The 26,981-nt window shown below is 69.0% G+C and carries 24 protein-coding genes; 8 read left to right on the plus strand and 16 right to left on the minus strand.

Annotated elements, in window-relative coordinates:
* Nucleotides 1-100: 100 nt before the first annotated feature.
* Together OG595_RS37275 and OG595_RS37280 are read right to left on the minus strand one after the other, a co-directional pair.
* Nucleotides 101-775 (minus strand): response regulator transcription factor, encoded by a 675-nt coding sequence (locus OG595_RS37275; RefSeq protein ID WP_329279937.1) that lies wholly within the window; start codon nt 773-775, stop codon nt 101-103.
* A gap of 14 nt (nt 776-789) precedes the next feature.
* Nucleotides 790-2,013: a sensor histidine kinase gene (locus tag OG595_RS37280; protein ID WP_329279939.1), complete on the minus strand. Its 1,224-nt coding sequence runs from the start codon at nt 2,011-2,013 to the stop codon at nt 790-792.
* A gap of 108 nt (nt 2,014-2,121) precedes the next feature.
* Here OG595_RS37280 and OG595_RS37285 point away from each other — a divergent pair, with 108 nt between their 5' ends.
* Nucleotides 2,122-3,057 carry an ABC transporter ATP-binding protein gene (locus OG595_RS37285; RefSeq protein ID WP_329279941.1) on the plus strand — a complete coding sequence of 312 codons (936 nt, stop codon included), beginning with the start codon at nt 2,122-2,124 and terminating at the stop codon, nt 3,055-3,057.
* A gap of 2 nt (nt 3,058-3,059) precedes the next feature.
* Nucleotides 3,060-3,785 carry an ABC transporter permease gene (locus tag OG595_RS37290; protein ID WP_329279943.1) on the plus strand — a complete coding sequence of 242 codons (726 nt, stop codon included), beginning with the start codon at nt 3,060-3,062 and terminating at the stop codon, nt 3,783-3,785.
* A gap of 27 nt (nt 3,786-3,812) precedes the next feature.
* On the opposite strand, the gene mug is transcribed toward OG595_RS37290, so the two are convergent.
* A complete protein-coding gene (gene mug, locus OG595_RS37295; protein ID WP_329283499.1) occupies nt 3,813-4,355 on the minus strand; it encodes a G/U mismatch-specific DNA glycosylase in 543 nt (180 codons plus the stop codon).
* A complete protein-coding gene (gene purB / locus OG595_RS37300; RefSeq protein WP_329279944.1) occupies nt 4,352-5,794 on the minus strand; it encodes an adenylosuccinate lyase in 1,443 nt (480 codons plus the stop codon). The genes mug and purB overlap by 4 nt, the downstream gene beginning before the upstream one ends.
* A 601-nt stretch (nt 5,795-6,395) precedes the next feature.
* On the opposite strand from purB, the gene OG595_RS37305 reads away from it, so the two are divergent.
* On the plus strand, nt 6,396-6,830 hold the full coding sequence (locus tag OG595_RS37305) for a hypothetical protein (RefSeq protein WP_329279945.1): 435 nt from the start codon (nt 6,396-6,398) through the stop codon (nt 6,828-6,830).
* A gap of 37 nt (nt 6,831-6,867) precedes the next feature.
* Here OG595_RS37305 and OG595_RS37310 read toward each other — a convergent pair whose 3' ends face one another.
* On the minus strand, nt 6,868-7,947 hold the full coding sequence (locus OG595_RS37310) for a hypothetical protein (protein WP_329279946.1): 1,080 nt from the start codon (nt 7,945-7,947) through the stop codon (nt 6,868-6,870).
* Nucleotides 7,948-8,059: 112 nt separating this feature from the next.
* On the opposite strand from OG595_RS37310, the gene OG595_RS37315 reads away from it, so the two are divergent.
* From OG595_RS37315 to OG595_RS37325, 3 genes are all read left to right on the plus strand, one after another.
* Nucleotides 8,060-8,614 carry a hypothetical protein gene (locus OG595_RS37315; protein WP_329279947.1) on the plus strand — a complete coding sequence of 185 codons (555 nt, stop codon included), beginning with the start codon at nt 8,060-8,062 and terminating at the stop codon, nt 8,612-8,614.
* Nucleotides 8,615-9,220: 606 nt separating this feature from the next.
* Nucleotides 9,221-10,450: a GNAT family N-acetyltransferase gene (locus tag OG595_RS37320; protein ID WP_329279949.1), complete on the plus strand. Its 1,230-nt coding sequence runs from the start codon at nt 9,221-9,223 to the stop codon at nt 10,448-10,450.
* Nucleotides 10,451-10,690: 240 nt separating this feature from the next.
* On the plus strand, nt 10,691-11,158 hold the full coding sequence (locus tag OG595_RS37325; RefSeq protein ID WP_329279952.1) for a hypothetical protein: 468 nt from the start codon (nt 10,691-10,693) through the stop codon (nt 11,156-11,158).
* Nucleotides 11,159-11,240: 82 nt separating this feature from the next.
* Here the strand turns inward: OG595_RS37325 and OG595_RS37330 are convergent, their stop codons facing one another.
* From OG595_RS37330 to OG595_RS37345, 4 genes are all read right to left on the minus strand, one after another.
* Entirely contained in the window at nt 11,241-12,020 is a 780-nt protein-coding gene (locus OG595_RS37330) for an SGNH/GDSL hydrolase family protein (protein ID WP_329279954.1), read from the minus strand.
* Nucleotides 12,021-12,090: 70 nt separating this feature from the next.
* A complete protein-coding gene (locus OG595_RS37335) occupies nt 12,091-13,137 on the minus strand; it encodes a hemolysin family protein (RefSeq protein ID WP_329279956.1) in 1,047 nt (348 codons plus the stop codon).
* A complete protein-coding gene (locus OG595_RS37340; RefSeq protein ID WP_329279958.1) occupies nt 13,134-14,495 on the minus strand; it encodes a hemolysin family protein in 1,362 nt (453 codons plus the stop codon). Before OG595_RS37340 ends, OG595_RS37335 begins: the two co-directional genes overlap by 4 nt.
* A gap of 453 nt (nt 14,496-14,948) precedes the next feature.
* Nucleotides 14,949-15,368, minus strand: a complete 420-nt coding sequence (locus tag OG595_RS37345; protein WP_329279961.1) for a GNAT family N-acetyltransferase — start codon at nt 15,366-15,368, stop codon at nt 14,949-14,951.
* Nucleotides 15,369-16,126: 758 nt separating this feature from the next.
* Between OG595_RS37345 and OG595_RS37350 the strand changes: the two genes are divergently transcribed.
* Nucleotides 16,127-16,675 (plus strand): GNAT family N-acetyltransferase, encoded by a 549-nt coding sequence (locus OG595_RS37350; protein WP_329283501.1) that lies wholly within the window; start codon nt 16,127-16,129, stop codon nt 16,673-16,675.
* Nucleotides 16,676-16,862: 187 nt separating this feature from the next.
* On the opposite strand, the gene OG595_RS37355 is transcribed toward OG595_RS37350, so the two are convergent.
* The 5 genes from OG595_RS37355 to OG595_RS37375 are packed head-to-tail and all read right to left on the minus strand — an operon-like array spanning nt 16,863 to nt 22,459.
* Nucleotides 16,863-17,312, minus strand: a complete 450-nt coding sequence (locus tag OG595_RS37355; protein ID WP_329279963.1) for a hypothetical protein — start codon at nt 17,310-17,312, stop codon at nt 16,863-16,865.
* 9 nt (nt 17,313-17,321) lie between these two features.
* Nucleotides 17,322-18,410: a hypothetical protein gene (locus OG595_RS37360; RefSeq protein ID WP_329279966.1), complete on the minus strand. Its 1,089-nt coding sequence runs from the start codon at nt 18,408-18,410 to the stop codon at nt 17,322-17,324.
* Nucleotides 18,407-20,401 carry a hypothetical protein gene (locus OG595_RS37365; RefSeq protein ID WP_329279967.1) on the minus strand — a complete coding sequence of 665 codons (1,995 nt, stop codon included), beginning with the start codon at nt 20,399-20,401 and terminating at the stop codon, nt 18,407-18,409. The genes OG595_RS37360 and OG595_RS37365 overlap by 4 nt, the downstream gene beginning before the upstream one ends.
* Nucleotides 20,398-21,153 (minus strand): toll/interleukin-1 receptor domain-containing protein, encoded by a 756-nt coding sequence (locus OG595_RS37370; RefSeq protein WP_329279969.1) that lies wholly within the window; start codon nt 21,151-21,153, stop codon nt 20,398-20,400. Before OG595_RS37370 ends, OG595_RS37365 begins: the two co-directional genes overlap by 4 nt.
* A 13-nt stretch (nt 21,154-21,166) precedes the next feature.
* Entirely contained in the window at nt 21,167-22,459 is a 1,293-nt protein-coding gene (locus OG595_RS37375; protein ID WP_329283503.1) for a helix-turn-helix domain-containing protein, read from the minus strand.
* A gap of 913 nt (nt 22,460-23,372) precedes the next feature.
* On the opposite strand from OG595_RS37375, the gene OG595_RS37380 reads away from it, so the two are divergent.
* Nucleotides 23,373-23,651, plus strand: a complete 279-nt coding sequence (locus tag OG595_RS37380) for a GlsB/YeaQ/YmgE family stress response membrane protein (protein ID WP_329279971.1) — start codon at nt 23,373-23,375, stop codon at nt 23,649-23,651.
* Between the two features lie 973 nt (nt 23,652-24,624).
* Here the strand turns inward: OG595_RS37380 and OG595_RS37385 are convergent.
* Together OG595_RS37385 and OG595_RS37390 are read right to left on the minus strand one after the other, a co-directional pair.
* Complete coding sequence (locus OG595_RS37385; protein WP_329279973.1) at nt 24,625-24,810, minus strand: hypothetical protein; 186 nt, start codon at nt 24,808-24,810, stop codon at nt 24,625-24,627.
* Between the two features lie 381 nt (nt 24,811-25,191).
* Nucleotides 25,192-26,871 carry an FAD-dependent oxidoreductase gene (locus tag OG595_RS37390; RefSeq protein WP_329279975.1) on the minus strand — a complete coding sequence of 560 codons (1,680 nt, stop codon included), beginning with the start codon at nt 26,869-26,871 and terminating at the stop codon, nt 25,192-25,194.
* Nucleotides 26,872-26,981: the final 110 nt, after the last annotated feature.

Here is a 26,981-nt window from a genome sequence, read left to right on the forward strand (position 1 = left end):
CGTACGTCCTCCCAGCTCGTGCACGTGTGGGGCGGATCGTACTCGGCGCGGAGCACCCGGGCGAGAGCCGGACACCCCCGACCTGTCCGACGGGCCGGGATCATCCGGGCGCCACGAACCCGGACTCGTACGCCACGACGACCGCCTGCGTACGATCCCGGGACCCCAGTTTCGCCAGCACCGCGCTGACATGCGACTTCACGGTCTCGGTCCCGACGACCAGCCGGGCGGCGATCTCCGCGTTGGACAGCCCCCGCGCCATCAGCCGCAGCACCTCCGCCTCCCGCTCGGTCAGCCGCGCCCGCTCCAGCAGCGCCCGGGCCGCCCGGTTCCCGCCGTCCTCATCGTCGCCGTTCCCGTACTCGGCCGCCAACCGCCGTACCGAGGCCGGGAACAGCAGCGACTCGCCCTCCGCGACCAGCCGCACCGCGTGCACGATCTCGGCCGGCCGGGCCCGCTTGAGCAGAAACCCGTCCGCACCGGCCCGCAGCGCCTCGTACACGTACTCGTCGTTCTCGAACGTCGTCACCACCAGGATCTTCGGCGGCTCCGGTACGGTCCGCAGCAACGCGCGCGTCGCCTCGATGCCGTCCATCAGCGGCATCCGCACATCCATGGCGACCACATCGGGTCGCAAACGCCTGACCAACGGAATGACGGCCGCCCCGTCTGCCGCCTCCCCGACGACCTCGATATCGGGCTGAGCCTCCAACACGGCCCGCAGACCGGCCCGTACGAGGGGCTCGTCGTCGACCAGGAGCACGGTGATGGGCATCCGGTCAGCGTAGATCAGCGCAGCGGCAGCTCGACGTGCACCTGCCAGTCACCCTCGTCGGGCCCCGTACGCGCACGGCCGCCCAGCAGCGCCGCGCGCTCCCGTATGCCCCGTAGGCCGCTGCCCCGGCCGGGGCCGGGTATCCCGGCGGTGAGCGGGTTGCGGACCTCCAGGGCGAGGGTGTCGTCCGCGACCCCGATACGGACCCGGACGGGTACGGCCCCCGCGTGGCGCAGCACATTGGTGAGCGACTCCTGGAGGATGCGGTAGCCCTCGCGGGACACCGGGCCCGGCACACCGTCGAGAGGGCCGGTCACCGCCATGTCGACCTTCGCCCCGGAGGAGCGCGCGGACTCCAGGAGACGGTCGGCCTCGGTGAGGGCCGGGCGGCTGCTCGCGGGCCTGCCCGACTCGCGCAGCACGCCGAGGACGCGTTCCAGGTCCTCCAGGGCGGCCCGGCCGGTCTCCTCGATGGCGTCCAGCGCCCGCTCGGTGAACGCGGGATCCCCAGCCGCACGGGCCGCGCCCGCCTGCACCACCGCCACCGTGAGCGCGTGCCCGATGGAGTCGTGCAGCTCACGGGCGATGCGGTTGCGCTCAAGGAGCTGCTCGGTGTGCTCCTCCAGGGCGGCGAGCCGCTCCGTGGGGGAGGGACCGAGCAGACGCAGCGCCAGCCGGGTGATCAGCTCGCCCGAGCCGACCACGACCGCGGCCAGCAGGATCAGGGGCAGCGGCGCCAGCAGCGCGTGCCACCAGTGGTGGCTCTCGATGCGCAGCAACGTACCGTCGCCCGGTGTGTCGCCGAACGCGGTCGTCACCAGAGCCAGGGTGGTGATGGGCAGTTGGACGGTCAGCATCGAGACGAGACCTCCGAGCACCAGCCGGGCCTCCAGCCAGAGCACCGTACGGCCCCGGTCGCCCCACGTGACGGACGAGACGGCGACAATCTCCGAATACCGGCTGTCCCTGTCTCTGTCTCTGTCTCGGTCACTGAGGCCGGCACTGGCACTGGTGCCGGCTTGGCGGTGGCCGGTGAGCAGCAGTCCGGCCTGAAGGCCCTCCACGGTCCGCATCGCGGGCACGAGCCCGGCGAGTCCGAGCAGCCCGGCCGACAGGAACCAGATCCACCACGCGTCCTCGATGAACAGCCACATGGCCGGCCACACGATGGCCATGAACAGATGCAGCCATCGCGTGTAGGTGACCGCCCGGGTGAACGGGCGCAGGATGCGGACCATCCCGACATCGTGACAGGCGGTACTGACAACGGGCCTCCCCCGGGCGGGGGAGACGGAACCCTCCGGCGGGGGAGGCGCCCGCCCCGGGCCGACGGCCAGGCTGCTGCCATGACCAGCATCGACGTCCAGAACCTCACCAAGGAGTACGGCACGACGCGAGCCGTCGACCACCTCACCTTCAGCGTCAGGCCCGGCCGCGTCACCGGTTTCCTCGGCCCCAACGGAGCCGGGAAGTCCACCACCATGCGGCTGGTGCTCGGCCTGGACCGGCCGACGTCCGGCACCGCCACGGTCGGCGGGCACGCCTACGCCACGCTCGACGAACCACTGCGCCACGTGGGCGCCCTCCTCGACGCGCGGGCCGCGCACGGCTCACGCACCGCACGTGACCATCTGCGGGTGCTGGCGGCGAGCAACCGCATCCCGGAGCGCCGGGTGGACGAGGTCCTGGAGGAAACGGGGCTCGGGACCGCCGCGAGGCGCCGTGTGAAGACGTACTCCCTCGGCATGCGCCAACGCCTGGGTATCGCGGCGGCCCTCCTCGGCGATCCGCCCGTGCTGTTGCTCGACGAGCCCTCCAACGGACTCGACCCCGAAGGCATCATCTGGATCCGGGAGTTGCTGCGCCGCCTGGCCGGCGAGGGCAGGGCGGTCCTCGTGTCCAGCCACCTCATGAACGAGACCGCTTCCTTCGCCGACCACCTCGTGGTGCTCGGCCGGGGTCGCCTTCTCGCCGACACCCCGATGCGGGAGTTCATCCACGCGCGCGTACAGCCACGTGTGCGGGTGCGCACGACGAGAGGCGCCGCGCTCAAGGAGGCCCTCGCACGCCACGGATACGAGGCCGCCGAGCACGAGGACGGGCACTTGACCGTCCACCACGCCCGGGTGGACGACATCGGGCGGCTCGCGTCGGACGCCGGGGCGCCGGTCCTCGAACTGGCCACGGAGGAAGGCACCTTGGAACAGGCCTACCTCGATCTGACGATGTCCGAAACCGAGTTCGCCGCCCAGCGGTCCCTGGCGCAGCCTCAGGAGGCCTGACCATGCCGTTCGCACCCGTGCTGCGCTCCGAGTGGCTGAAGATCCGTACGCTCCGCTCGCTCTGCGGCGCGCTGTCGGCGGTGTTCGCCGTCTCCACGGCGTTCTCCGCGCTCGCCGGGGTCTCCGGTACGTCCGACCCCGAGTTCGACCCGCTGTTCATGGCGCTCTCCGGAGTGGCGCCCGGCCAGATAGCGGCCGTCGCCTTCGGAGCGACGGCGGTCTCGTCCGAGTTCCATGGCGGCGGACTGCGGCTCTCCCTGACCGCGGTCCCACAGCGCGGACGGTGGTTCGCGGCGAAGACCGCGGCCGTCGGCGTCCCGGTCCTGCTGGTGGGCCTGGTCACCGGATCCGCTTCGCTCGCCGCCGCGAAGGCCGGTCTGGGAGACGAGGCGAGCGGACTCACGTCGGGCGAACAGGTGCGTGGTGTCGTTGGCTGCGGTATCTACCTCATGCTGATGGCACTCCTCGCGGCCGGACTCACCGCCCTGCTGCGCAGCGGCGTGGCCGCGCTCGGCATCCTGATCCCGTTCGTCCTGATCATCTCCTTCGTGGTCGGAGACGTGGCAGGCGGGCTGACCGACCTCATGCCCGACCGTGCGGGCCAGGTGATCCTGCACGAGACGTCCGACAGCTCCCTCGGCCCCTGGACAGGCCTCGCGGTGACCGCTCTGTGGACGGCCGCCGCGCTGCTCGCGGGGGCGTGGAGCGTGCGACGCCGGGACGCGTGACGGTCGTACAGGGCCCCCGTACGCAGGCTAGGAAGCCGCTTCCCGCAGACGCCCGAACTCCTCGGCCATGGTCGCCGCGGTCCAATGAGCGTTCAAACCGCTCGGGTTGGGAAGAACCCACACGCGCGTGTCGCCGAACTGCCGCTCCTGAGGGCCCACCTGGGCCTTGCGGTCGTCGAACGCGGCCCGGTACGCCGTCACGCCCACCACGGCCACCCAGCGGGGCCGCAGCCGCGTCACCTTCCCGGCCAGCAGCCGCCCGCCCTCGCGGTACTCCTCCGGGGACAGCTCGTCGGCGCGGGCGGTCGCCCGCGCGACGACGTTCGTGATGCCGAGCCCGTACGAGAGCAACTCGCCCTGCTCGGCGGGTTTCATGAGCCTCGGGGTGAACCCGGAGAGGTGGAGGACGGGCCAGAAGCGGTTGCCGGGGCGGGCGAAGTGATGGCCCGTCGCCGCCGTCATCAGGCCGGGGTTGATACCGCAGAACAGGACATGGAGGCCGTCCGCGACGACGTCCGGTACGAGACGGTCGCGGGCGGCCTCCAGTTCGGCCTGGGTGAAGCGGGTCAGAGGATCGCTCCGGGGGTGTAGGCCGCGGCCTGGGGGTGCTGCTTGGTGATCTCCTCGATCCGGCCGACCACGGCGGCGACCTGGTCGGCCGCCGCGCCGGTGAACGACAGCTTGTCGGCCATCAGCGCGTCGAGCTGGGCACGGTCCAGCGGGATGCGCTCGTCGGCGGCGAGCTTGTCGAGGAGCTCGTTGCGCTCGGCGCCCTGCTCACGCATGGCGAGCGCGGAGGCGACGGCGTTCTCCTTGATGGCCTCGTGCGCGACCTCACGCCCGACGCCCGCGCGCACCGCGCCCATCAGCACCTTGGTGGTGGCGAGGAAGGGGAGGTAGCGGTCCAGCTCGCGCGCGACGACGGCCGGGAAGGCGCCGAACTCGTCGAGGACCGTCAGGAAGGTCTCCAGCAGCCCGTCAAGGGCGAAGAACGCGTCGGGGAGGGCCACCCGGCGCACCACCGAGCAGGACACGTCGCCCTCGTTCCACTGGTCGCCCGCCAGCTCGCCCGTCATCGAGGCGTAGCCGCGCAGGATCACCATGAGACCGTTGACGCGCTCGCACGAACGCGTGTTCATCTTGTGCGGCATCGCGGACGAGCCGACCTGGCCGGGCTTGAATCCCTCGGTCACCAGCTCGTGCCCGGCCATCAGCCGGATCGTCTTCGCGGTCGACGAGGGCGCCGCCGCCAGCTGCACCAGCGCGGTGACTACCTCGTAGTCGAGCGAACGCGGGTAGACCTGGCCCACGGAGGTGAAGGCGGTGGAGAAGCCCAGGTGCCCGGCGATCCGCTGCTCCAGCTCCGCGAGCTTGGCCGCGTCCCCGCCGAGCAGGTCGAGCATGTCCTGAGCGGTGCCCACGGGACCCTTGATACCGCGCAGCGGGTAGCGGCCCAGCAACTCCTCGACCCGGGCGTACGCGACGAGCAGCTCGTCGGCGGCGGTCGCGAACCGCTTGCCGAGGGTGGTGGCCTGCGCGGCCACGTTGTGCGAGCGGCCGGCCATGACCAGTTCGCCGTACTCGCCCGCGAGCTTCCCGAGCCGCGCCAGCACGGCCACCGTACGGTCGCGCACCAGCTCCAGCGAGAGCCGGATCTGCAGCTGCTCCACGTTCTCGGTGAGGTCGCGCGAGGTCATGCCCTTGTGGACCTGCTCGTGCCCGGCGAGGTCGTTGAACTCCTCGATCCGCGCCTTCACATCGTGCCGGGTGACCTTCTCGCGCTCGGCGATGGACGCCAGGTCGACGGTGTCCAGGACCCGCTCGTAGTCGGCGAGGGCGGCATCGGGCACCTCGATACCGAGGTCCTTCTGGGCCCGCAGCACGGCGAGCCAGAGCTGCCGTTCCAGCCTCACCTTCTGCTCGGGCGACCAGAGCGTGGCGAGCTCGGCGGAGGCGTAACGTCCGGCGAGGACGTTCGGGATGCGGGGCTTTGCGGGTGCGGCGGTCACGTGGACGGATTCTACTGGCGCTTCGTGCAGGCCAGCGCCAGGGTCCCGTTCCTGGTGCGGCTACCGGCGGTACGGAGAACGCCACGGAGAGCGCCACGGAAATCGATCATGGCCGGCCGCGACCTGTCCGGTCGATCATGGGACTGCCGCGTGTCCGGTCGTTGACGTGGGCATGGGGCGGGGTGCGCCGACGGCCGGCGAACGGGGGCGACCGTGGCCGTTCCTGTCCTGGCGGTCGGCGAGGGTCGTTTCGGCCGGAGGGGTCGCCCGGGTCCTGGGAGCGCCGCTCGGTCCCGTAGCCCTGGGTCCGCACCCGTGTGGCCGCGTACTGCCAGGCGGAGACGACCAACGATCGACTCGACCAGCCGCACGAGGATGCCGGACATGCCACGCGCGGTCCTGCCGAGCGGCCCGCCCCGGCTCTCGGCATGGGCACCCTCGCGAATTCGAGGTTCTGGCCGGTACGGGGGAACCGGGTCGACAACGGGCGACTCGGACGGCGAGGATGCGCTTGTTTGCCGATGACTCGAATGTTGCCGATGATTCGAAAGTTTCCAACGTAGCCAACGTTGCCGATCGGGCCTCAGACCAGGAGCCGGGCGTGTCCAGGACCGCAGACGTGGACCTTGTGTTTGCGCGTGCCGTCACCGTGGGGGCCGTGGTGCATGCCCTGGCGGAAGCGGGATGGTCGCTGGAGGAGCCGCTCGGGCTCTCCTACATGGTGAACGACGACGGCATGTTCGACTGGCGGGCGACATCCGTCGACCGGGCCGATGAGATCCTGTCCCTGCTGGACGCCCGGGAGAATCGTGCGTTCGACGTCGCGATCTGCGTCTACCACCCGGGAGCCGGGACCGGTGGCCAACTGCTGTTTCTGGCGGGCCGTTCGCAGTGCTGCTTCCTGCCGACGATCGACCGGCGAAGCCTTCCGGGGGCACCGGGGCTCACCGACATCGCCTGGTACGTGAACGCCCTGGTCCCCGCCCTCCTGCCTGCCGGTCTCGTCAGCTACGAAGCGCGCGATCTCGCCGACTAGGTGCCCACCCGAGCCGGTTCCGGCCTGGTCTCCGGCGTCAGGACGGTCGGCGGCTCCCGTTGGCCGGTGACGTGCGGGCGAACCAGGTCCGTGACTCGTCTGCGGTCAGGACGCGGGTCACCTCGGCCGTGCCCGGAAGATGCGGGAAGAACCGGTCGGCGTTCCAACTGCGCCGGTATGTCGGCTCGTCGAGCACGAGCAGGCGGCGTCCCTCCAATATGGGGATGTCGTCGGGCAACCCCTCGTTCCAGATCCGCTCGCCGTCCGGACCGAGGAGTTCGAAGACTCCGGTCGCGACGGTTCGTGTGCGTCCCTGGGCGGGCTCGGGGGCAGTGGCGAGGCGAACGCTCTCCGCGGAAGGCGTCGAGCCGGGCACGTGACCGCCGCCGACAAGAACGTGAGCGAGGAGTGTGTGCAACTGGAAGTTGTCCCCGATGCCGCTGATGCGCACCTCGAACCCGGTTCCGGTGGGTCTGTGCAGCACGATGAGGAGCTCGTCGTCCAGGACCGCCAGCGCGTAGGCCAGGCATTTGAGGTCGTGCCGCTCCAGAACCGCCAGGTCGCGGCAGGCGGGGAGGACTGCGGACGCGTGCCGGCGGCGCACCTCGACGCTGCGGCACAGCACGGCCAGCGCGGGCGGCTGCCACTCCTCGACCGAGCACCAGGCCAGCGCCAGTCGTGTGGCCTCGTGTCTGTCGGCGCCGAGGCGGGCCAGCAGGACGTCGTCGATGTTCTTCTCGTCCGGCTCAGGCAGTTCGTCCCCGGCCGCGCCGGTGGCCGTCCAGCGGCGGGCGAACTCCAGGGCGTCGAGCAGGTCCTGGAGGACACCGCCGAGAACGGGTTCGGCGCAGGCCGCCGGGTCTGCCCCGCGCTCGACGCAGAAACCGGCCGCCGTCGCCAGCATCGGACGCGGGCCGGTGGGCGGGAACGCGGGCAGCAGCGCCGCCAACCGGGGCCCTGCCGGGACGAGTTCAGCGTCCGACGCCGACCGCACACCGTCCATCACGGCGGTGAAGGCACGCCCGGTGCGGTCGCCATCGCGAGCGGCGACCGCGTCCTCCAGCTCGGACACGATGGCGGTGAGGCCCGAGGCCTCCCGCTTTCTCCTGAAGATCACTGGCACACCTTAGGCCCGAGGTTTGTCCTGCGTCATCGGGCCAAGGCCGTCCGGATCTCCTGCGGTTACGCTTCCACGGCGCAGCCGATACCGAGCCGGGCCGGGGGAGACCGTGAACCGACCACTGCTGTTCCTCGACGTGGACGGGCCGCTCAACCCCTATGCGGCCCAGCCGGAGAGGCGCCCCGCCGGCTACATCACACTCAGAGTGCCCCAGGACAGCGGGACCCCGGACGAACACAGAGGACTCTCGGCCCGACGGCGACCCCTGCGGGTGTGGCTCAATCCGGAGCAGGGGCGACCCCTGCTCCAACTCGGCTACGAACTGTGCTGGGCCACCACCTGGATGGACGAGGCCAACCGGTGGATCGCCCCGGTGCTCGGCCTTCCCGAACTCCCCTTCGTCGACTTCGGTGACGCCTTGTTCCAAGCACGCCCCGACGGGGTCCACTGGAAGACCGGCCCCCTGGTGGACTACGCCGACGGCCGTCCCTTCGCCTGGGTGGACGACGAACAGAGCGATCCGGACCAGGCGTACGTGACCGCCCAGCACCCCGGCCCTGCGCTCCTCCACCACGTCAACCCGCGCATCGGACTGCGCGAGAGCGACTTCCACGCGCTCACCGACTTCGCCCGGTCCATGGACACTCCGCGAGCCAGGGACTGAGCACGTCGCCGGCTCGTCACACGGCTCGTCATACGGCTCCGCGCCTGGATCCGCGGTCATCGCGGGACGGCCACGAGATGCGCTCCTCCAGGCATGAACATCCTCGGTGACGGAAACCCGCGCACCTGGCCGCTGCGATGCGCGTCCCTCCTCGCAGCCGACACCCAGGATCAGCTCGCCTGGGTGGGCGTGCGTGAGCTGGAGTTCCTCTGCCGCATCGCCGACTGGGCGCGTCCAGGCTCACGGGACGGCGGCCACTGGTCGACCGGGGCGGCCTCTCCCGAACGCGCATCCACCGATCAGGCCTGTCGGTGCCCCGTGCGAGCCGATGGGAAGGTCGAGCAGGACCGTCGACACCGCGGGCATCACGCTTCGTGTGACGGCGTCCACGACGGGGCGTCGGGGAGTGGTCACCGTTGTCGAGCCCGGCCATGGCGACTCGCCCCGGGCCCGGCCGGGCTGGGCCGGGCGGCGCCGGGACCGGTCTGTGCTGTGACTGGCCGAGGGCGCGGCCGTAATTCGCTTGCCCTGACCACGGGGCAACGCTCCAATGTGGCCGGACACCACGAGTCGTGGTGCCGGAATTCCGGGGAGGCAGTGGCGGCAATGGAGATACGTTCCACGACGGACAAGGATTTCGACGTCTTCGTCGACACAGCCCACGCCGCGTTCGGGCTCTTCCCGGAAACCCCGGTCGAGGGCGGCGGGCTCTGGTGGTCGGCGCTCGAAACGGACCGCTGTCTGCTCGCCCTGGCGGCGGACGGGCGGCCCGTCGGCACCGCCGCCACGTACTCCTTCGAGCTCACCCTTCCCGGTGAGATCCTCGTCCCGGCTCCCGGGGTGACCGCCGTCGGCGTCCTGCCCTCGCACCGACGGCAGGGCGTGCTCAGCGCGATGATGCGGCACCAGCTCGCCGAACTGCGGGCCGACGGGGAGTTCCTTTCCGTACTGCTGTCCTCCGAGGCCTCGATCTACGGCAGGTTCGGCTACGGACCGGCGACCTACACGGCACGACTGACGGTGCCGCGCCACAAGGCCGCTCTCGCCGTTCCCCGGGCACGCGCGGTGGCCGACGCACCGGCGACCGGCTCCGAGAACGGCTCGGTCGAGGTGCTGCGCCGTGCCGATTGCGGCGAGATCCTGGAAGAGGTCTACGACGGGTACCGCCGTGCCCAGCCCGGCGCGCTGTCCCGGCCGCACCGCTGGTGGGCCCTGCGCGCGGGGCAGCCCCCGATCTCGCCGGCGCCGCGCTACATCGCCGTCCACCGCGACGCCGACGGCGTGCCGGACGGGTACGCCAGCTATTCGGTCGAGTCAGGCACCCTGACGGTCGACGAGACCATCGCCACCGACGACACCGTCTTCACGGCCCTGGCCCGGTTCGTACTCGGACACGACCTGGTCTCCCAGGTCGTGTTCAAGCAGCTCCCGCCCGAGCACCCGCTGCGCTGGCAGTTCGAGGACTTCCGCGCCGGCGAGGTGAGCGGCGTCATGGACTGGCTCTGGGTGCGGCTGCTGGACATCCCGCGTGCGCTGACCGCGCGAGGCTGGTTCACGGACGGTGAACTCGTCCTCGACGTCGAGGACCCGTTTCTCGGTGAGCACGGCCGCTACCTGCTGACCGTCCGGGACGGCAAGGCCGACTGCGTCCCGACGGACCGGAACCCCGACCTGTCCCTGGACGTACGGGACCTGGGCTCGGTCTACCTCGGCGGCACCGCCCCGAGCACGGTCGTGCGTGCCGGACACATCCGGGCCCACCACCCGGGCGCGGCCACCCTCGCCGACGCCCTCTTCCGCGCCGAGCGCTCCCCACACTGCCTGCACTGGTTCTGACCGCGCACTCACCGACCCTGCACGAGGCTCGTCAGCCGGGCGACAACCTGGTCGCCCGGCAACGGTGACGTAGCCGGGGACGGAGCGGGACGCCCTGCCGGCTGACGCTCAGGGCACAGGCTCTGCCGACCGCGCGGATTCCGTGGTCGACTCGAAGCGCCTCACGGCAGCGGCGCTTCGGTTGTCGATCTCGCCTCGGCCGGCCTGTGCGGGAGTGCGTCCGGGTGGTGAGATGTGGATATGGAGGTTGTGCTGGCCAGTCTGATCGCAGTCGCCGGAACCCTGTTGGGATCCATCATCACCTTTGTCTTCCAGCGCCGTTCCAGTGTGCAGGCGGAAATCTTCGCCCGCTCCCTGCAACTGCGCCAGGAACGTCTGACGACCTACAGCGCCTACGCGGGAGCTGTAACTGCCCTCAAACAAGGGACAGTTGCTCTCTGGTTCCGTCTACAGGGAGATGCCGACAGCCCCGAGACACGACAAGCTTTCACCGAGTGCGACCGGCTCGGCGCCGCCACCGAGAACGCCCAGTTCAGGGTCAGGCTCCTAGCCGAGGACGACGTGCTCGTCGCGCTTGCCGCATCGGCCTCCGACGCCATCGGCCCGATCCGTAGGGCATCGACGAGAGCCGAGCTGATTGAACGTGAACAAGAGCTGCAGGACGCCCTCAACGCGTTCATCGCTGCCGCCGCTATTCAGATTCACTGATCCACAGGACGGGGTCCGTAACGCCACCGGAACACCCGATCTGGAGGGGATCGACCTTGAACGGGGGAGGGGGCATACGGAGCTACGACAGGTCCTCGTACGGCGACAGTTCCGGTCGTTTCGCGGGCATTCCGTCCCCGGACGAGCGCCCTGTCAGCCGACGGCCTATCCACGGCAGCAGGTACTGCCGGGTGAAGCGGGCGTCCGCGACCCGGCGAGCGCCCCAGCCGGGCGGTGCCGTGGCCGGCATCGGCGTATGCCACTCCGGGTCCTCGGCCTCGTAGCCGAGGGTCTGCCAGACCGCCTCCGCGACCCTGCGGTGACCCTCGCCCGTCAGGTGCAGCCGGTCGACGTCCCAGATACGGGGGTCGCCGAGCGAGGCGGCCCCGTACAGGTCGACCACGAGTGCGTCGTGCCGGGACGCGAGGTCGTCGATGCAGGTGAACAGTTCCTCCATGCGTGGCCGGAAGCGCTCCAGGACCGGGCCCTGGCGGCCGGGGCTGCGCATCAGCACCAGCTGCTTGCACGCGGGGGCCAGGCGCTCCACGGCCTCCTCCAGGAGCCCGCGTACCCGCCCCATGTCGCACTTGGGGCGCAGGGTGTCGTTGAGCCCGCCCACCAGCGTGATCACATCGGGCTCCATGGCCACCGCGACGGGCACCTGCTCGGCGGTGATCTGTCCGATCAGCTTGCCGCGCACGGCGAGGTTCGCGTACCGGAAGCCGGGCGTGCGGGCGGCCATCCGGGCCGCCAGAAGGTCGGCCCAGCCGCGGTACGTACCGTCCGGCAGCCGGTCCGACATGCCCTCGGTGAAGGAGTCGCCGACCGCGACAAGGCTGGTGTAGGAGGCATTCGTCTGCATGGCGACAGAGATGATAACCCGAACACATACCCGGCGGTCGGTCGGCCTCGGGGAGGCGTCTCGCAGTGGTCTACACCGGCTGTCCGAACAGCTCGCGCAGCACGTCCTCCATCGTCACCATGCCCGCGAGCAGCCCGTCATCGCCCTGCACCGCCGCCAGATGCGTACGGCTGCGCCGCATTGCCGTGAGGACGTCGTCCAGGGGAGTGTCCGCCCGTACGCTCGCGATGGGTCGCATGTCCCGGACCTGGAAGGCGAGGTCCCGGGGCGTGGCGTCCAGCGCGTCCTTGACGTGCAGGTACCCGGCGATCCGGCGTTCGTCGTCCACCACCGGGAAGCGCGAGAAGCCCGACTCGGCCGACAGCCGCTCCAACTCCTCCGGAGTGACGCCCACGCGCGCGTAGACGACGCTCTCCAGCGGGAGCACGACGTCACGCACCGGGCGGCGGCCCAGTTCCAGGGCGTCGTGAAGGCGTTCCCGCGCGCGGTCGTCGATGAGCCCCGCCTCGCCGGAGTCCCGGACCAGACGGGCCAGTTCGGCGTCCGAGAAGGTCGCCGTGACCTCGTCCTTGACCTCGACGCGCATCAGCTTCAGGAGGGTGTTCGCGAAGGCGTTGATCGTGAAGATCACGGGCTTCAGCGCCCGCGCCAGGGCCACCAGGGGCGGACCGAGCAGCAGCGCGCTGCGCACCGGCTCGGCGAGCGCGATGTTCTTCGGCACCATCTCGCCGAGCAGCATGTGCAGATACGTCGCCAGGGCGAGGGCGATCACGAAGGACACCGCGTGGCCCGCGCTCTCGGGGACGCCGACAGCGTGGAACACCGGCTCCAGCAGATGCGCGATCGCCGGTTCCGCGACCACACCGAGGATCAGCGTGCACAGCGTGATGCCCAGCTGGGCCGCGGCCATCAGCGCGGACACGTGTTCCAGGCCCCACAGCACGCTCTTCGCCCGCCGGTCGCCGTCCGCGCGGTCCCCGTCGGCGCCTCCAGCGCTTTCCTCGACGTGCTGCTCGATCTGGCTGCGGCGTACGGAGATCAGCGCGAACTCGGCGCCCACGAAGAAGGCGTTGACGACCAGCGTCGCCAGCCCGATCAGCAGTTGGACGGTCGTCACTTGGCCTCCCCTTCCTTGTCGGTCCCGGCCTTGTCGGTCCCGGTCTCTTCCTTCACGAGCGGCGCGTGCAGCAGGACGCGGGCGGCCCTGCGGCCCGAGGCGTCCACCACGTCCAGGCGCCAGTCGGCGACCTCGACGGTGTCGCCGGCCTGCGGGATACGGCCCAGTTCGGTGGCGATCAGGCCGGCGAGCGTCTCGTACGGCCCCTCGGGCAGCCGGAGGCCGACGCGGGCGAGCTGGTCGGTGCGGGCGGCGCCGTCCGCGGAGTAGAGGGTGCGGCCCTCGTCGTCCACGCCGGCCGGGTCGAGGTCGGACGTCTCGTGCGGGTCGTGCTCGTCCCGTACCTCGCCGACGACCTCCTCGACGATGTCCTCCAGCGTCGCCACGCCCGCCGTGCCGCCGTACTCGTCGATGACGACGGCCATCGTGCGCTTGCCGGAGAGCCGGTCGAGAAGCCGGTCGACGGTCAGTGACTCGGGGACGAGCAGTGGCTCGCGCATCAGTTCGGATACGGGCACCCGGGGACGCCGCTCCGCGGGTACCGCGAGGCAGTCCTTGATGTGCGCGACACCGACGACCGAATCGAGGTTGCCGCGGTAGACGGGGAAGCGGGACAGCCCGGTCGCCCGCGTCGCGTTCGCCACGTCCTCGCAGGTCGCCTGGGCGTCGAGGGCGACGACCTGGACGCGCGGTGTCATCACGTTCTCCGCGGTGAGGTCGGCGAGGTTCAGGGTCCGTACGAACAGTTCCGCGGTGTCGGGCTCCAGGGCGCCCAACTTGGCGGAGTGCCGGGCCAGCGCGGCCAGTTCCTGGGGTCCGCGCGCGGAGGCCAGCTCCTCGGCGGGCTCGATGCCGAAGAGGCGCACCATGCGGTTCGCCGTGTTGTTGAGGTGCGTGATGAACGGCCGGAACGCGGCGCTGAACAGCCGCTGCGGCGTCGCCACCCGCTTGGCCACGGCCAGCGGCGCGGAGATCGCCCAGTTCTTGGGCACCAGCTCGCCGACGACCATCAGGAAGACGGTCGACAGCGCCGTACCGATCACCAGGGCGAGGGAGGAGGACGCCGAGGCCGAGACGCCGAGCGATTCGAGCGGGCCCGCGATCAGCGCGGCGATCGACGGCTCGGAGAGCATGCCGACCACGAGATTGGTGACCGTGATGCCGAGCTGCGCGCCGGAGAGCTGGAACGTGAGGTTCCGTACGGCCTTCAGGGCGCCGGCGGCACCCCGCTCGCCGCGCTCCACCGCGCGCTCCAGCTCACCGCGCTCGACCGTGGTGAGGGAGAACTCCGCCGCGACGAAGGCGCCGCAGGCCAGGGAGAGCAGGATCGCCACCAGGAGGAGGAGCACTTCTGTCATCGGTTCACCTCCGTCCCATGATCGGTCAGGGCCGGCGGGATCGCTCGACGTCGAGTGGTGCTGTTGCTACTGGGAGGCTCGCCCATGGGCGGACGCTCACACCTTTCCTCGGAGAAGTAACTGGTCCACTTATAGTAAAGGATGCGCAAAGTTGACCAGCCGGTGAGGGGCTTCACCCAGCGCCGCCGCGCTCCTGAGGCCCGTACCCGCCAGCCCGCCACGCATGCCGGCCGCTCTCGTCGCGCTTCGGCACCAGGCTGTCCGCGCGCGGCCCGCGCGGTCGTACGCACCGCTCTTCGGCGGTGGCCCACAACGGACAGTGCCGAAGAGCGGTGCCCTGGCGGCGCTGCTACTTATGCACCGCGAGCGGGGAGAAGTGGCAGCGTCGGCGCGAGCGGCTGGATCTTCGCCAGCGGTCGAATCCTGGTTGCGTACAAGCTTCTCGGGCAGTGTCTACAGCGGCTTGACCCAGCGTCGCCAGTGGTCCTCGCGATGGTATCCGGCCGCGGCCCAGGCGTGATGGGCCTGTTCGTTGGCTTCCAGGACCATCGCGTCGACGCGTCGCCCGCCGAGGGCGGAGAAGCGCTGTTCGGCGGCCCGCAGCAGGGCGGTGGCGATGCCTTGTCGGCGCTGGTCGGGGTGTACGGCCAGCCGGTAGGCGGAGCATCGCCATCCGTCGAAACCGGCTATGACGGTTCCGACGAGCAGGTTGTCGCGCGTTGCGAGGAGCAGGGCCTCGGGGTCTCGTGCGATGAGTCGGGCCACTCCGTCGGGGTCGTCACTGATGCTCGTTCCCTCCGCGGCACCGCGCCAGAACTGCAGCACGGCGTCGACGTCCGAGAGGGTGGCGCAGCGGATGTGAAGATCGCTCATGGGGTGAGTCAAGCAGCGTGGTTGCCTGTCTGGCGAACGGGTTGTCGCTGTGGGGGGAGTCGGCGCTGTGAGGGTCTCCTCGAACTGGGCGAGAGCCGCCGTGGCCCGAGCCCGGGTGGCCGAGTCGTCCGGCTTTGGTCAACCGGTCGACAGCACGAGCCGGACCCGTTTGTTCACTTCGAGGTGGTCGTTGACGGCCGTAGGGCTCTTTCCGACCCGTACGATGCTCCACTCCCCTGAGGGGCACATCCTTGGCCTGTTCCCGCCAGGGGCCGTCCGGTTCGGCGACCTCGAATTCGATACCCTGCCGGGGGCTCCCGCCGGATCGCAGAGACCTTGCCTGCGGGAAGATTCGCCACCCGCAGTGTGGTCCCCCAGCCCGCTAGAGGTTTCGCGCCTTGTCGGCCCTGCCGCCAACCCCAACTGGTTCACGTCCACCGGCTGTCTCATGCGAATGTGCCACCGACTCTAGATTCGGCCACTGGTAAAGGTGCTGAACAGTGTGATGTTTGGCGTTCGAGGATCATATGGGGATACGGCGGGAGAATGGACGTCGAAGCGCGCCCGTCCGACGAACAGGCTCAGCACGCGGAGATGAAGGGCCCCTGCCCTCGCTGATCGGCCCATGTGCGGTTTCGGGTCCTTCCACCCGCCCAGCCACGGACACCGGCATCGAGACCCGTCTGGTGGGTCAGGAGCTGCTGCCCCTGTCGGTCGTTCAGGCTCCTGCCCGGCGGGCGTGGGGTAGTTTGCCCGCCGTGATTGAACTTGGACCGGTTGCCTGGCCACCTGCCCCGATCAGGACCGAGCGCCTCGTGCTCCGCGAGTCCGAGGCCCGGGACCGTGCGGTGCTGATCGAGCTGTTCGCCTCGCCAGAGGTGGGCACCTACATCGGTGGCCCACGACCGCGTGATGAGCTGGAGCGCGAGGTTCCTGAGGTGCCCGGGCAACGTCCCGGCTTTTTTGTGGTCGAGCTCGACGGAGCGATGGTCGGCATCGTCACGCTCGATCGGCGTGACCCAGACCGTCCGGGGCACGTCCGACCGGAAGGCGGGGAGGCCGAGCTCGGCTACATGTTCCTGCCCCACGCGTGGGGATACGGGTACGCCACCGAGGCATGCGCAGCGGCACTCGACTGGTTCGCCGACACGCTTCCCGGCGAACCAGTCGTGCTCACTCCCCAGACCGCCAACGACCGCTCGATGCGCCTCGCGGCGAAGCTGGGGTTCACCGAGGTGGAGCGCTTCGAGGACTACGGCGCCGAGCAGTGGCTTGGCGTCTGGTCCCCGATCATGCCGTCCGTTTGAGCGCGCGCTCGTTGCCGCGAGCCGCTCTGTCACCACCGAGCGCCAGCCCCGACATCACGCATTCAAGTTCGGTAGCAGCCGACAAGTCGGCACACAGCTCGGTCGGGACGTTCGATTTGACGCTGCTGCCGAGAAGGGAGAGACCCTACGGCCTGCCGGCTGAGGGCAGAATTCAGCGGGTCTGTACTCAGCCCTGGTTGGAGGCTGAGGATTGGTGGGTGTGGAAGGTAAGCCCGGTGATTCGGCCTGACTGGATGACGGGACCGTGCTGAACGCCGCCGTTGATCTCGTTCCGCACGGCTCCATGACAGGTCACGGAGGTAGCGGCAAGTTGCTGCAACGAAGTCAGCAAGATGCGCAGTTCGCCGTTGGTGACAGACCCGGATTCGACGAGTTGTTGTAGGTAACCGTGCCACTGAGTTCTGACGTCGGTGGTGGTCGGCTCGTCACCTGTAGCGTCGGTGCTGAGCAGCCGGGTCCTCGCATTGTCCAGGTCGGTGATTGCGGTGGCATTCGAACCGGTACGTGCCAGGAACCGTCTGACAAGTTCTCGGGCATGTGCCCAGGAGTCGGTGACCATGAGGGAAACCAGTGTGGTTGCTCCCGACGCTGCGAGAGCGGCCAACTCGCTGTCCATTGCCTTCTCCTAAATGACTGGGGACCCGGATGGTTCATCGGGCGCGTCGGAATTTGAATTCGGCTCCTCATCGATGTTCGGGGCGAAGGTCGGCGGATCGAACCGGCGTAGCACGTCCTCGGCTGTCTCGTGTCGGTTCTGCTGCGTGATGATCACAGAGATCTGTTTGGCCAGCATCGCCCGCCGGACGTCTCCCTCCGTGAATCCCATGGCGTCGAAGAAGCCCGAGAGATGATCTGCAGCATTTCCTTCCTTTGGGGCGGGGGCCGGATCCTTCTCCAGAAATTCCGGAGCGTTTTGCTCGCCGGGCTGCTGAGACAGGAGGTTCTGAAGTCGCTCAGGAATTTCGGTGTCGTTGGCTGCGGATGTGAGCTGCGCGAGAAGGGCCAGGTCTGCCACTGTCTTTTCCACGTGTTCGTCGTTCTTGGCGAGCCACCAGACCACCGCACTGCCGGTGTCCTTCAGCACGTCCTCGCCCAGGTACTGGCGCTTGCTTTGTTCGTACTTGCGTTGGTGCTCCCAGACCGCCTTGTCCTTGCGCACGTCGGCGAGTCTGTCCAAGCGCTCCTGGTCCTGTTCCAGCAAGGTGAGGCTGACGTTTTCCGCCATAGCCTGGAGATAGTCTGTGGAGTCCGGACACATACGGCTGAGAACGCCGCTGAGCTCGTGCTGCACGAGTGAGAATTGGCCCGGCTCCCGTCTCTCGGTGACGGCGCGGGCGCGGCTAAGGATTGCTTCGACTGCGAGTCCTGCCGGATTGAGGACGGGGGCATTTCCGGGTGATTCGACTAGGTACCACCGTACGGTCGCCGAGAACACGAAGTTGTAGTCCGCCCATTGACTGGGCAGCGCCACTCGGCTGACGTGGCACTCCGTGCGTTCAACGGGGGCCGCCGTGAGTTGTTCCTCGAAGCTGACTGGCACGGAGCCGCGACGCAGTGAAGCGATTCGGAAGGCCGCTGCGGGAACAGTGAGGAGTAGCACGGCCAACACCGGCCATATCCAGGTGGGCCACCGCTGTGTCAGGCCGACGATGGTCAGCAGTAGGCCGCATAAGACGGTGAGGAAGACAGTTGTCGTCTTGCGTGCGGTCGTCACGGTTGACTCCCCTTGGCTGATGCTGGCGGCGCGACTAGCCCGAGGCCCTGGGCCGCGCTGATCTTGTGGAGTAGCAGTTCTGTGGTCTTGACGGAGCGCGCTGGGCCGCCCGGAGCACCGCGCTCGGCTTCGCGGGCGCTCGCATACAGAGCGGCGAAGACCTCACCGCGTCTTTCCGCGCACCGTTCGGCCGCGTTGACGAGGAGGTCGAGCAGAAGCTCGCTCTGGGGTCCGGTGTTGTCGGCCGCGCGGTGGAGCCAGCGTTCCGCGTGCGGCTGCCACGTCGCGCGCGGTAGTTCGGCCAGTACCGCATGCCAGCAGGTGGTCAAGGAGCGCTGTACCCCGGTTTCCTCGACCAGCGCGCGTGGGATGTCGGAGGAGTCCGTCAGCGCCACCGGATCGCAGGCTCGCAGGAAGATGCCCAGGTCGGGCGGTGAGAGGTCGGATCGGGCAAGGCGGTCGAGCAGCCTTCGGCGCAGTCGGCGGCTGCCAGCAGCCAGGTCGTGCAACGCCTGCAGGGCGAGTGTGGTGCCGCGTTCGCGCCGAGCCAGGTAGTACAGCCGGAGCAGAGCCTGATCCGGATGGCTGGCTGCGAGCACATCGGCGCAGATCCGGACGAGTACCTGTGCGAACTCTCCACTGAGTTTGCGGTGAGCACACCATTGGTAGGTCCGTTCGCGGAAGTCCCTGCTGTGGGCAGGGTCGTCAAGACCACAGGTGAGCGCATGGACAGCGGCTTCCAGCCGCGCTCTGCCCGCCGCCCCGGTACTCCATAGTTCGGCGAGAGAAGCCAGACCGTCCCCGCGCCCGGTCCGTAGGTACTGACCGGCCAGACGCGCCACCAGACCGTCACGAACGGTCGGGATGACGTGCCGATCGTTCAGGTCCACGATGCTTGCAGTCCAGGTGGCCAGATGGGGTCGCAAGTCAGGCATGTGGTCCCAGAAATGTGCGCGCACGGCGGAGTCGTAGTCCAACTCCTTGAAGCGCACGTATCCGCCCGGACCAGTTTCGGCGGAGATTTCCGCAAGCCGCTCAGCGAGGTCCTTGTGCTGGAGCAGCGGTACCCCGTCCGACGGGGAGTCGAGAGTGCGCAGCAAAAGCTGGGCCGCACGGTGGATGACGTCGGCGTGCGCCCCGTGGAGCATCGAGACGGCGATCAGCAGCGCGCGCTGAGGAGCCTCGCGTAATCCGGCGACGACCGTGGCGACTTCCTTCCGTCGGTCGTTCCGTGCTCTCTTGGCTGTCGCGCACCACTGTGTGAACCCTTCGTCCGGCCGAGCAGCCTCGCGGGCACGCCGCACCAGATCGGCGAAGTCCGCGATCTCCCGCATCGGCCGTTTCCCGCGCACGAACTCGTCAACAGTGACGTCGGACTGCATGTACTGCTCGTACGGCATGCCGTGCATGCGAAGGTGCCGCCGGAGAACCTGCAGACCTGGAGGCCGCCCGATTTCGACCCGGTAAGACTGGAGATCGGGATCGAGGGTGCCGCCGTGCGGCATCACGACTACAAGATGTGCGTGCTGGTCGTGTACGGCCTTGCGGAGCGCGGGGAGATCGGCCAGCGCCGCGGACCATTGGCGGTCGTCGGAAGCCGACAGATCCAGTAGCAACTGGTCACCGGTTGCGACCAGAGCAGGATCGTGGAGGGCCAGTTCGTCTTCCTCACCCGGCAGAAGTTCGTGGAAGTCGCCGCTGTCCGAGCGGCATTCGCGCAGGAGCACGCGGGCTGCGGAGGTGCGGCCGCTGCCCGGGAGACCTCCCAGAATGACGGTGCCGGTGTCGGCGAGCACAGCGCGGGCCTTGCCCATCTCGTCAGGGTTGACCAGCACGCGCCGCAGCCAACGAAGTTGGTCTTCGGCGATCCGCCGGAAGGCCGGCTTGTCATAGTCCTGCACGTGGGCACCGACGTTGACGTAGATGTTGCCGGCACCGGTATGGGTGAAGCCCTGCGGGTTCTCGACTCGTGTACTGCCGTGCAGGCTCACCGACTGTCGTCCTCGCGTCGGTCCGGCTCACCGAACCGATGCTGGACGCTGCCGTGGTTGTCACCTTCGACGTAGGTCATCCCGTTGCCCGAGAGGTGCCGGTCGCCCGACACGTGGCGGGAGTTCTGGTAGATGTGGCCATTGCCCGTGTGGACGGGGCCACGAGAGCCCTTCACGATGGTGCCGCCTACGTCGCCGGTGAAGTCACGGCTCTGTACCGCCGTTCCGCTCACGTCTCCGATCGAGTTGGTCACGGTGTCGGACGCTGACGACGTCTCCTGGGCTGGGGACAGGTCGTTCAGTCCGGGGACCATCTCGGCGACCAGATCGCCGATGCGCCTGACACCGTTCTCGGTGTCGTGTGTGTCGAACGGAATGGACTGGAGGTCGGCGAGCCGTGCCAGTTCGTGGGGCAGGTCGGCCTTGCTCAGCCGGTTCGTCTTACGGCCGTCCAGAATGGGAACGACCGGAAGTTCACAACTGAACGCCTCCTCGATCTCCCTACGCACCCAGTCCTCCGGGTCGTGCAGTCGGGTTCGAAAGTTCGTCCAGTCCGGCCCTACAACGGCCAGCAGGACGGAACTGCGTCGCAGCGCGTCCAGCAGGGAGTCGGGGTAGGCCTCGCCGGGGGCGATTGACCTTGATGCACGGAAGATGTGCTGAGATCCGAAGCGACGCGACAGCTCTTGATCGATCAACGCAGCGGTCTTCTCCCCGTCGCCTGTGCGGTAGTTGATGAAGACTTCGTTCACGGCTATGTCCCCCTCAGGAAGTGGACGAGCGCGACAATGTGCCGAGTCGCGGCCCGAGCTGACGTACGGACGGCAGATTTGCATGGCGCGCCAGAATCCGGGCGAGACGCTGCAGATCGGTCGTGACGGTCGCTGAACGCACTGCCGCCACGCCGTCGAGCAACGATGCCGTGAGCGCACACGCGTGGTCGATCTCGCCCGCCGATGCGTAGGCGAGCGCACGCCGCACCCCGTACCGCACCTGCGTGCGCACCGCGTCCTGGCCGACCAGGGCGAGTTGCCGATCGAGTTCCTCGCTCGCCTCCCTCGGCCGCCCGAGATCGACCAAGCACCAGCCGGTGGCCATGCCGACCGGGTCGGGAAGGTGCATGGTGCCGATCACCGGCTCGTCGGAGCCGTCGTCCCGGAGGGCGAGGAGTATACGAGCGCGCTCCAAGGCACGCAGACACGCATTGAGATCACCCGCCAGGGCGTGTCCTTGTGCCTCACGTTGTGCGGCCAGCCCGCGGATCCGTGGTGGCAGCTTGCTGCTCTGCGCGCGACGGGCCAGGTCAACGGTCTGCTCGGCATCGTCCCGGTACAAGGTGACCAAAGCTCTGCGGACCAGTGCGTAACCAGCCAGTGCCTCGTCGCCGCCTGCTGCTGCCAGATCGACCGCGCGCTGAGTCCACCACAGTGCCGCACGTTCGTCCCCGGTTTCCTGCACGAGCCAGCCTACATATTCGGCGTACCGGGAGCCGAGCGCCAGTAATTGCCGACGCGTGCCAATGTCGGTTTGCGCGGACAGTTCCCGCAGCGTGTGCGTCTGCGCGATCAGGACGGGAAGGAGCAGACCGGGCTCCACGGTCTGGCCAAGTTTCCGGTAATGCGTGAACAGCGAGCGGGAGGCTTCCAGCATGCCGGCACCCGAGGCCGGGGAGGCAGGACCGGTGCCGTCCGGTCGCCACGTCATCAGCGATGCGACACCGGCGCTCATCACCTCTCGCCGACCCATGGGCTGGAACCGGTTCGCGCCGTCCGGCGACAACTGCATGACCCAGTCCTCCTCATCGACTTGGCCTGGCGCCGGTTCGGCTGATGTGTCAGCAACAACCGGGGTGGCCAGGGCATTCAGTGCTCCGTTGGCGTCGAGGGCGGCGTCGCACAGCCGAACGAGGTCACGGCTGGGTGCCTTGATGCCTCGCTCGACTTTGCTCAACTGCGCCTTGCTGTAATGCACGGCGCCGGACAAGGCCGTGAGACTCAGCCCGGCCTCCAGACGCCGTTTCCTCAGCTCTTCGCCGAACTCGGTGGACGGCTGTTGCACGGAAACCTCCAAAGCCCATCCGTCCAGGCCGGGGTGGCGCTGCACGAAAGAGTGCGGCAACCCGGCCTGGACGGACAAGGCGATCGATGCTGTTTCCCGTTTCCTTCTCCGACGGCGGGGTGCAGCACTCATCGGGGATGGCACTTGTGTCGGTCACAGAGCCGGGCGAGTCATGCCCCACCAGGTTGGGTCACGTCCGTGGGAGCGGCGGTCAATAGACCACTCCCACCGAGGTGACCGAGGACTCGGGCCCGCGATTGCATCCACCACTTCGATGGGATCGGCCGGGTCTGCTTGGATCCTCCGCGGGCGGGAGGAAGTTGTGGCGCGCTCAAGTCTGGGGACGGACTTCGTCAGCGTGATGGCCGCCACCTGCCCGGTGCCAAGTTCAGCGGTCCTTCACTTGCTGGGCACTGCGAAAAGTTATCGCCCACCTGGGCAAATTCCACTTCTGGATCAGCCACAGAGGCCGCGAGGCATTGCGCAGCCTGCCCACCCGGCACGGTGTCATCTTCCAGCGCACGAATACAAGATCGTGTCGCGAACCCGCTGGCTGCGCTGAAGGCGATCCGTGCCGCACGGCCCGACGGTGACCCGACCTACGCCGTGTGTGGGCGGCCCCCCCCATCGAAGCCCGCTTTGGACCGCTGCAGCAGTTCGCCATCGTTTCCCCGAACCACCCCAACCACAAGCGCGGCCTGGCCCCTGCGCGCCTGCCCGCGATGGCGCGACCCCAATGCCCGCCACCGCGACATCCTGCCCGCCGAACGCAAAGTGAGTCTTAAGCCCCACCAGTTGCCGGACCGATCGCTTGGATCAAAGGCTGACGGGGCTGCGATACGGAGAAGACGTTTGTTCGCGCGTATTCGGTGCAGACGGTGAGCTGACACTGTCTTTATTGAGGGAGAAAACGATGGGCATCATCGCGTGGATCATCATCGGCCTGCTCGCCGGCGCCATCGCCAAGGCCCTGATGCCGGGCAAGGACCCCGGCGGCATCATCATCACCATGCTCATCGGCATCGTCGGCGGTCTGCTCGGCGGATGGCTCGGCAAGGTGATATTCGGCGTCGACTCCATCGACGGATTCTTCGACATCTCGACGTGGATCGCCGCGATCGTCGGCTCCTTCCTCCTGCTCGCGCTCTACCGCGTCGTCACCGGCAACCGGCATTCGCGTCGTCACGCATGACCCGCTGAAGGCAATAGGCGTGCGACCCGCTGGACGGCTCCCTTCCTGTTCGCAGGACGGGAGCCGTCCAGCTGTCGGGGAGCAACAGGCAACAAACGCTGGTGAATTCCATGGAACGTATGGAGGGGCCCTGGTGCCAATCGCACCAGGGCCCCGAAGGAACTGCTACACCATCTGCCGGCCCTGCGACTGCGCCGGCCCTCTGTTTCCGCAGACCCGACCGAAACGCTGTCGGGTGTGCTGGGATCGCGGTTGCTCGACCGGAGACCACCTCACTGTCGATGTCCTGCGGTACCCGGGTTCAAGGCTTCGGCCCGGGCGATCCTGATGGCGCTTGGCTCCTCCGTTCTTCCCTCTGGGATTGATCACTTACCAAGCGGGTACTGCGTACTGCCGGTGATGCGAACTGCCCAGTGGCCTGGGGAAGCGCCACGCTTCGGCAGCCAGCCCCGTCGCCCGTCCTGCGTCTGCTCTGGCTTGGAACCCCACTGCCGAACTTCCCGGTGCGCGCGTCCGCAGCCGACGCCTTCACCGAGGTGCTGCTCACTGACCTCACTGCTGCATGGTGCGAACTGCACCAACGGGTACTGCCCATACGGCACTGCTCACGGCGGCCCCTGATCACTTCGGGCCACCCGGTCCGGTCGTCAGTCCCGTCGCCGTCCTGCGACAACCCTGGCTTCGGAACTCCACCACCACACCGTCCTGCGCCCTGCAACTACGTGTACTGCTGGTGCTGCTGGCCGGCAGTTCGTCTCTGCCAGGCCCCGTTGATCTCGGCTACGACAGAAACTCTAACCACGTCGACCCTTCAATGTCTACTCTTGCCAAAGTAGATTTTCGTGCGTACCGAAGTCGATGTGCTGCGCTCCGCTGAGCGGTGTCAGTGAAGTCACCACACCCGCTTCGGGATCTGTTCCGACGAGATGCCCACCCAGAGGGGAGCGGCGGCGTCGTTCGCGAGCTGCGAGGCCTACGGCACCTTGAACTCGATCTGGGTGATGACTGGTCCGTCTCCGGTGACCTGGCCTTCACTGATGGACTCCGTCCAGGAGCCGTCCTTCTGGAGCTTCGCCAGGACCGTGGGGGAGAGGCTGACCGTGATCTGGATGCCGCCCCCGGCCGACGGGGCACGGTCTATGCGGATGTCATCGCTCATGCCGGCGAAGCTACATCCAACACGCCGGTCCGCATGGACCGTTGGCGTTTTACCCAAGGTCGCGACGTTACGGGCTGATCGGTGCTGCCCAATGCGCATCGTCTGCGCCGATCTATCGTGCCAGGCGCAGGCGCAGGCGCAGGCGCAGGCGCAGGCGCAGGCGCAGGCGCAGGCGCAGGCGCAGGTATAGGTATAGGTGTGGGCGTAGGGGGATGAGCCCGGTCCTGCGCGCCTCCGTCCCGTGGGTGCGCTGTACCAGCAGGACAAGAGCCCCGGCCCCGTCCGAGTTGGTGTGTCGGACGGGGCCGGGGCGGTAACACATCGAGCAACACCGCCACCACGCACGAGCGCGAAGGTGTCCGTGCACGGTCGGCCGAGCCGTCAGCCCAGGTCCAGCAACGCCGAAAGGGCCTCCCGCAGCACCGCCCCGGGGTCCGCCGCCGGGCCTTCGGAGCGCCAGGCGACGAATCCGTCGGGGCGCACCAGCACCGCTCCCTCCGGGCTGACGCCATGGGCCTCCGCCCACTCCAGGTCGCTCGCCGGGGACAGCTCGGCGTCCGGCCCGGTGCCGATCCGGTACGAGTCGAGCGGCACCGACAACTGGTGTGCGACCTCAGTCGCCGCGTCGTGCCAGCCGCCGATGCCGCCCGCCGAGCTGAGGAACACCAGCGAGTTCTCGTACAGGTCGAGCGTGGAGATCCGGGTGCCGGCGCGGTTCAGCCACAAGTGGGGAGCCCTGCTCCCGGGCTCACCCGTCAGCCGTACGCCCTCGGGCACGACCGGTACCGCCGGATCGGCGCCCAGCACGGCGCCCCGCGGATAGCGGTAGCCGAGGGCCACGTTGAGGATTCCGCCCTTTCTGCCGCCGGGGGCGCCAGGGCCTCCCGGGCCGCCGGCTCCCGGAGCGGGTGTGTACCCGGGGTGGCTGTGCTCGACCGACCGTGCGGAGGCCCGGGCGCTCGTCGCCTCCGCGACCGGCCTGCGCTCCATGTCGTACGACCCCAGCAGGCCGGGACCCGCCCAGCCGCCGAGCACGGCGGCCAGCTTCCAGGCGAGGTTGTGGGCGTCCTGGATACCGGTGTTGGAGCCGAACGCCCCGGTGGGGGACATCTCGTGGGCCGAGTCGCCGGCGAGGAAGACCCTGCGGTCCGCGTACCGTTCGGCGACCCTCTCGGCGGCGTGCCAGGCGGCCCTGCCGGTGATCTCCACGTCCAGATCCGGTACGCCGACGGCCCGCCGGATGTGTTCCCGGCACCGCTCGTCGGTGAACTCCTCGATCGTCTCGCCCTGTTCGGGGTGCCACGGTGCGTGGAACACCCAGCGCTCCCGGTTGTCGACCGGCAGCAGGGCGCCGTCGGCGTCCGGGCTGGTCAGGTAGCAGACGATGAAGCGCCGGTCGCCGACGACGTCCGCGAGGCCGCGGGAGGTGAAGGTGATGCTCACGTTGTGGAACAGGTCGCCGGGGCCGTTCTGCCCGATGCCGAGCTGCTCGCGGACGGGGCTGCGCGGACCGTCCGCCGCGACGAGGTAGTCCGCCCGGATGGTGGTGTGCTCACCGGTCTCACGGCTCTTGACCCGCGCGGTCACGCCCTCGGGGTCCTGCTCGAACGACATCATCTCGGTCGAGAACCGCAGATCCCCGCCGAGTGCCCGCGCGCTCTCCAACAGGACGGGTTCCAGGTCGTTCTGGCTGCACAGGCACCACCCGCTGGGGCTGAACCGGGCGAGCCCGCCGCCGGGGTCGATCTCCTTGAACAGCCACTCGCCCATGTCGCCCACCAGGCTCGGCGTCTGCAGGATTCCGTGGTTGTCCGCCAGGACCGACGCCGCTTCCTCGATGCGCCGCTCCACCCCGGCCACCCGGAACAACTCCATGGTGCGCACGTTGTTCCCGCGCCCGCGCGGATGGATCGAGGTGCCCGAGTGACGCTCCACGAGCGTGTGGGGCACCCCGAGGCGTCCGAGGAACAGGGAGGTGGACAGCCCCACCAGGGAGCCGCCGACGATCAGGACGGGTGTGTGGTGGCCGACTCCGCCGTCGGCCTCTTCCGCGCGGTTCATTGAATGCCTCCAGTGTCTGCCGGTCGTGGCCGGGACGCGGGTCAGCGAGGGGATGCCCCTGCACAGTGCCTCCCCGGGAACCGTTCCGCCCGCCGGAGGCACCCGGATGG

Origin of the sequence: Streptomyces sp. NBC_01451, from assembly GCF_036227485.1 — a bacterium.
In the GTDB taxonomy this organism is placed as follows: domain Bacteria; phylum Actinomycetota; class Actinomycetes; order Streptomycetales; family Streptomycetaceae; genus Streptomyces.

Coding starts and splice junctions, on each gene's coding strand:
- OG595_RS37275 (WP_329279937.1), bottom strand. CDS start 775: ATGCCCATCACCGTGCTCCTGGTCGACGACGAGCCCCTCGTACGGGCC.
- OG595_RS37280 (WP_329279939.1), bottom strand. CDS start 2,013: ATGGTCCGCATCCTGCGCCCGTTCACCCGGGCGGTCACCTACACGCGA.
- OG595_RS37285 (WP_329279941.1), top strand. CDS start 2,122: ATGACCAGCATCGACGTCCAGAACCTCACCAAGGAGTACGGCACGACG.
- OG595_RS37290 (WP_329279943.1), top strand. CDS start 3,060: ATGCCGTTCGCACCCGTGCTGCGCTCCGAGTGGCTGAAGATCCGTACG.
- OG595_RS37320 (WP_329279949.1), top strand. CDS start 9,221: ATGGAGATACGTTCCACGACGGACAAGGATTTCGACGTCTTCGTCGAC.
- OG595_RS37325 (WP_329279952.1), top strand. CDS start 10,691: ATGGAGGTTGTGCTGGCCAGTCTGATCGCAGTCGCCGGAACCCTGTTG.
- OG595_RS37330 (WP_329279954.1), bottom strand. CDS start 12,020: ATGCAGACGAATGCCTCCTACACCAGCCTTGTCGCGGTCGGCGACTCC.
- OG595_RS37340 (WP_329279958.1), bottom strand. CDS start 14,495: ATGACAGAAGTGCTCCTCCTCCTGGTGGCGATCCTGCTCTCCCTGGCC.
- OG595_RS37345 (WP_329279961.1), bottom strand. CDS start 15,368: ATGAGCGATCTTCACATCCGCTGCGCCACCCTCTCGGACGTCGACGCC.
- OG595_RS37355 (WP_329279963.1), bottom strand. CDS start 17,312: ATGGACAGCGAGTTGGCCGCTCTCGCAGCGTCGGGAGCAACCACACTG.
- OG595_RS37380 (WP_329279971.1), top strand. CDS start 23,373: ATGGGCATCATCGCGTGGATCATCATCGGCCTGCTCGCCGGCGCCATC.
- OG595_RS37385 (WP_329279973.1), bottom strand. CDS start 24,810: ATGAGCGATGACATCCGCATAGACCGTGCCCCGTCGGCCGGGGGCGGC.
- OG595_RS37390 (WP_329279975.1), bottom strand. CDS start 26,871: ATGAACCGCGCGGAAGAGGCCGACGGCGGAGTCGGCCACCACACACCC.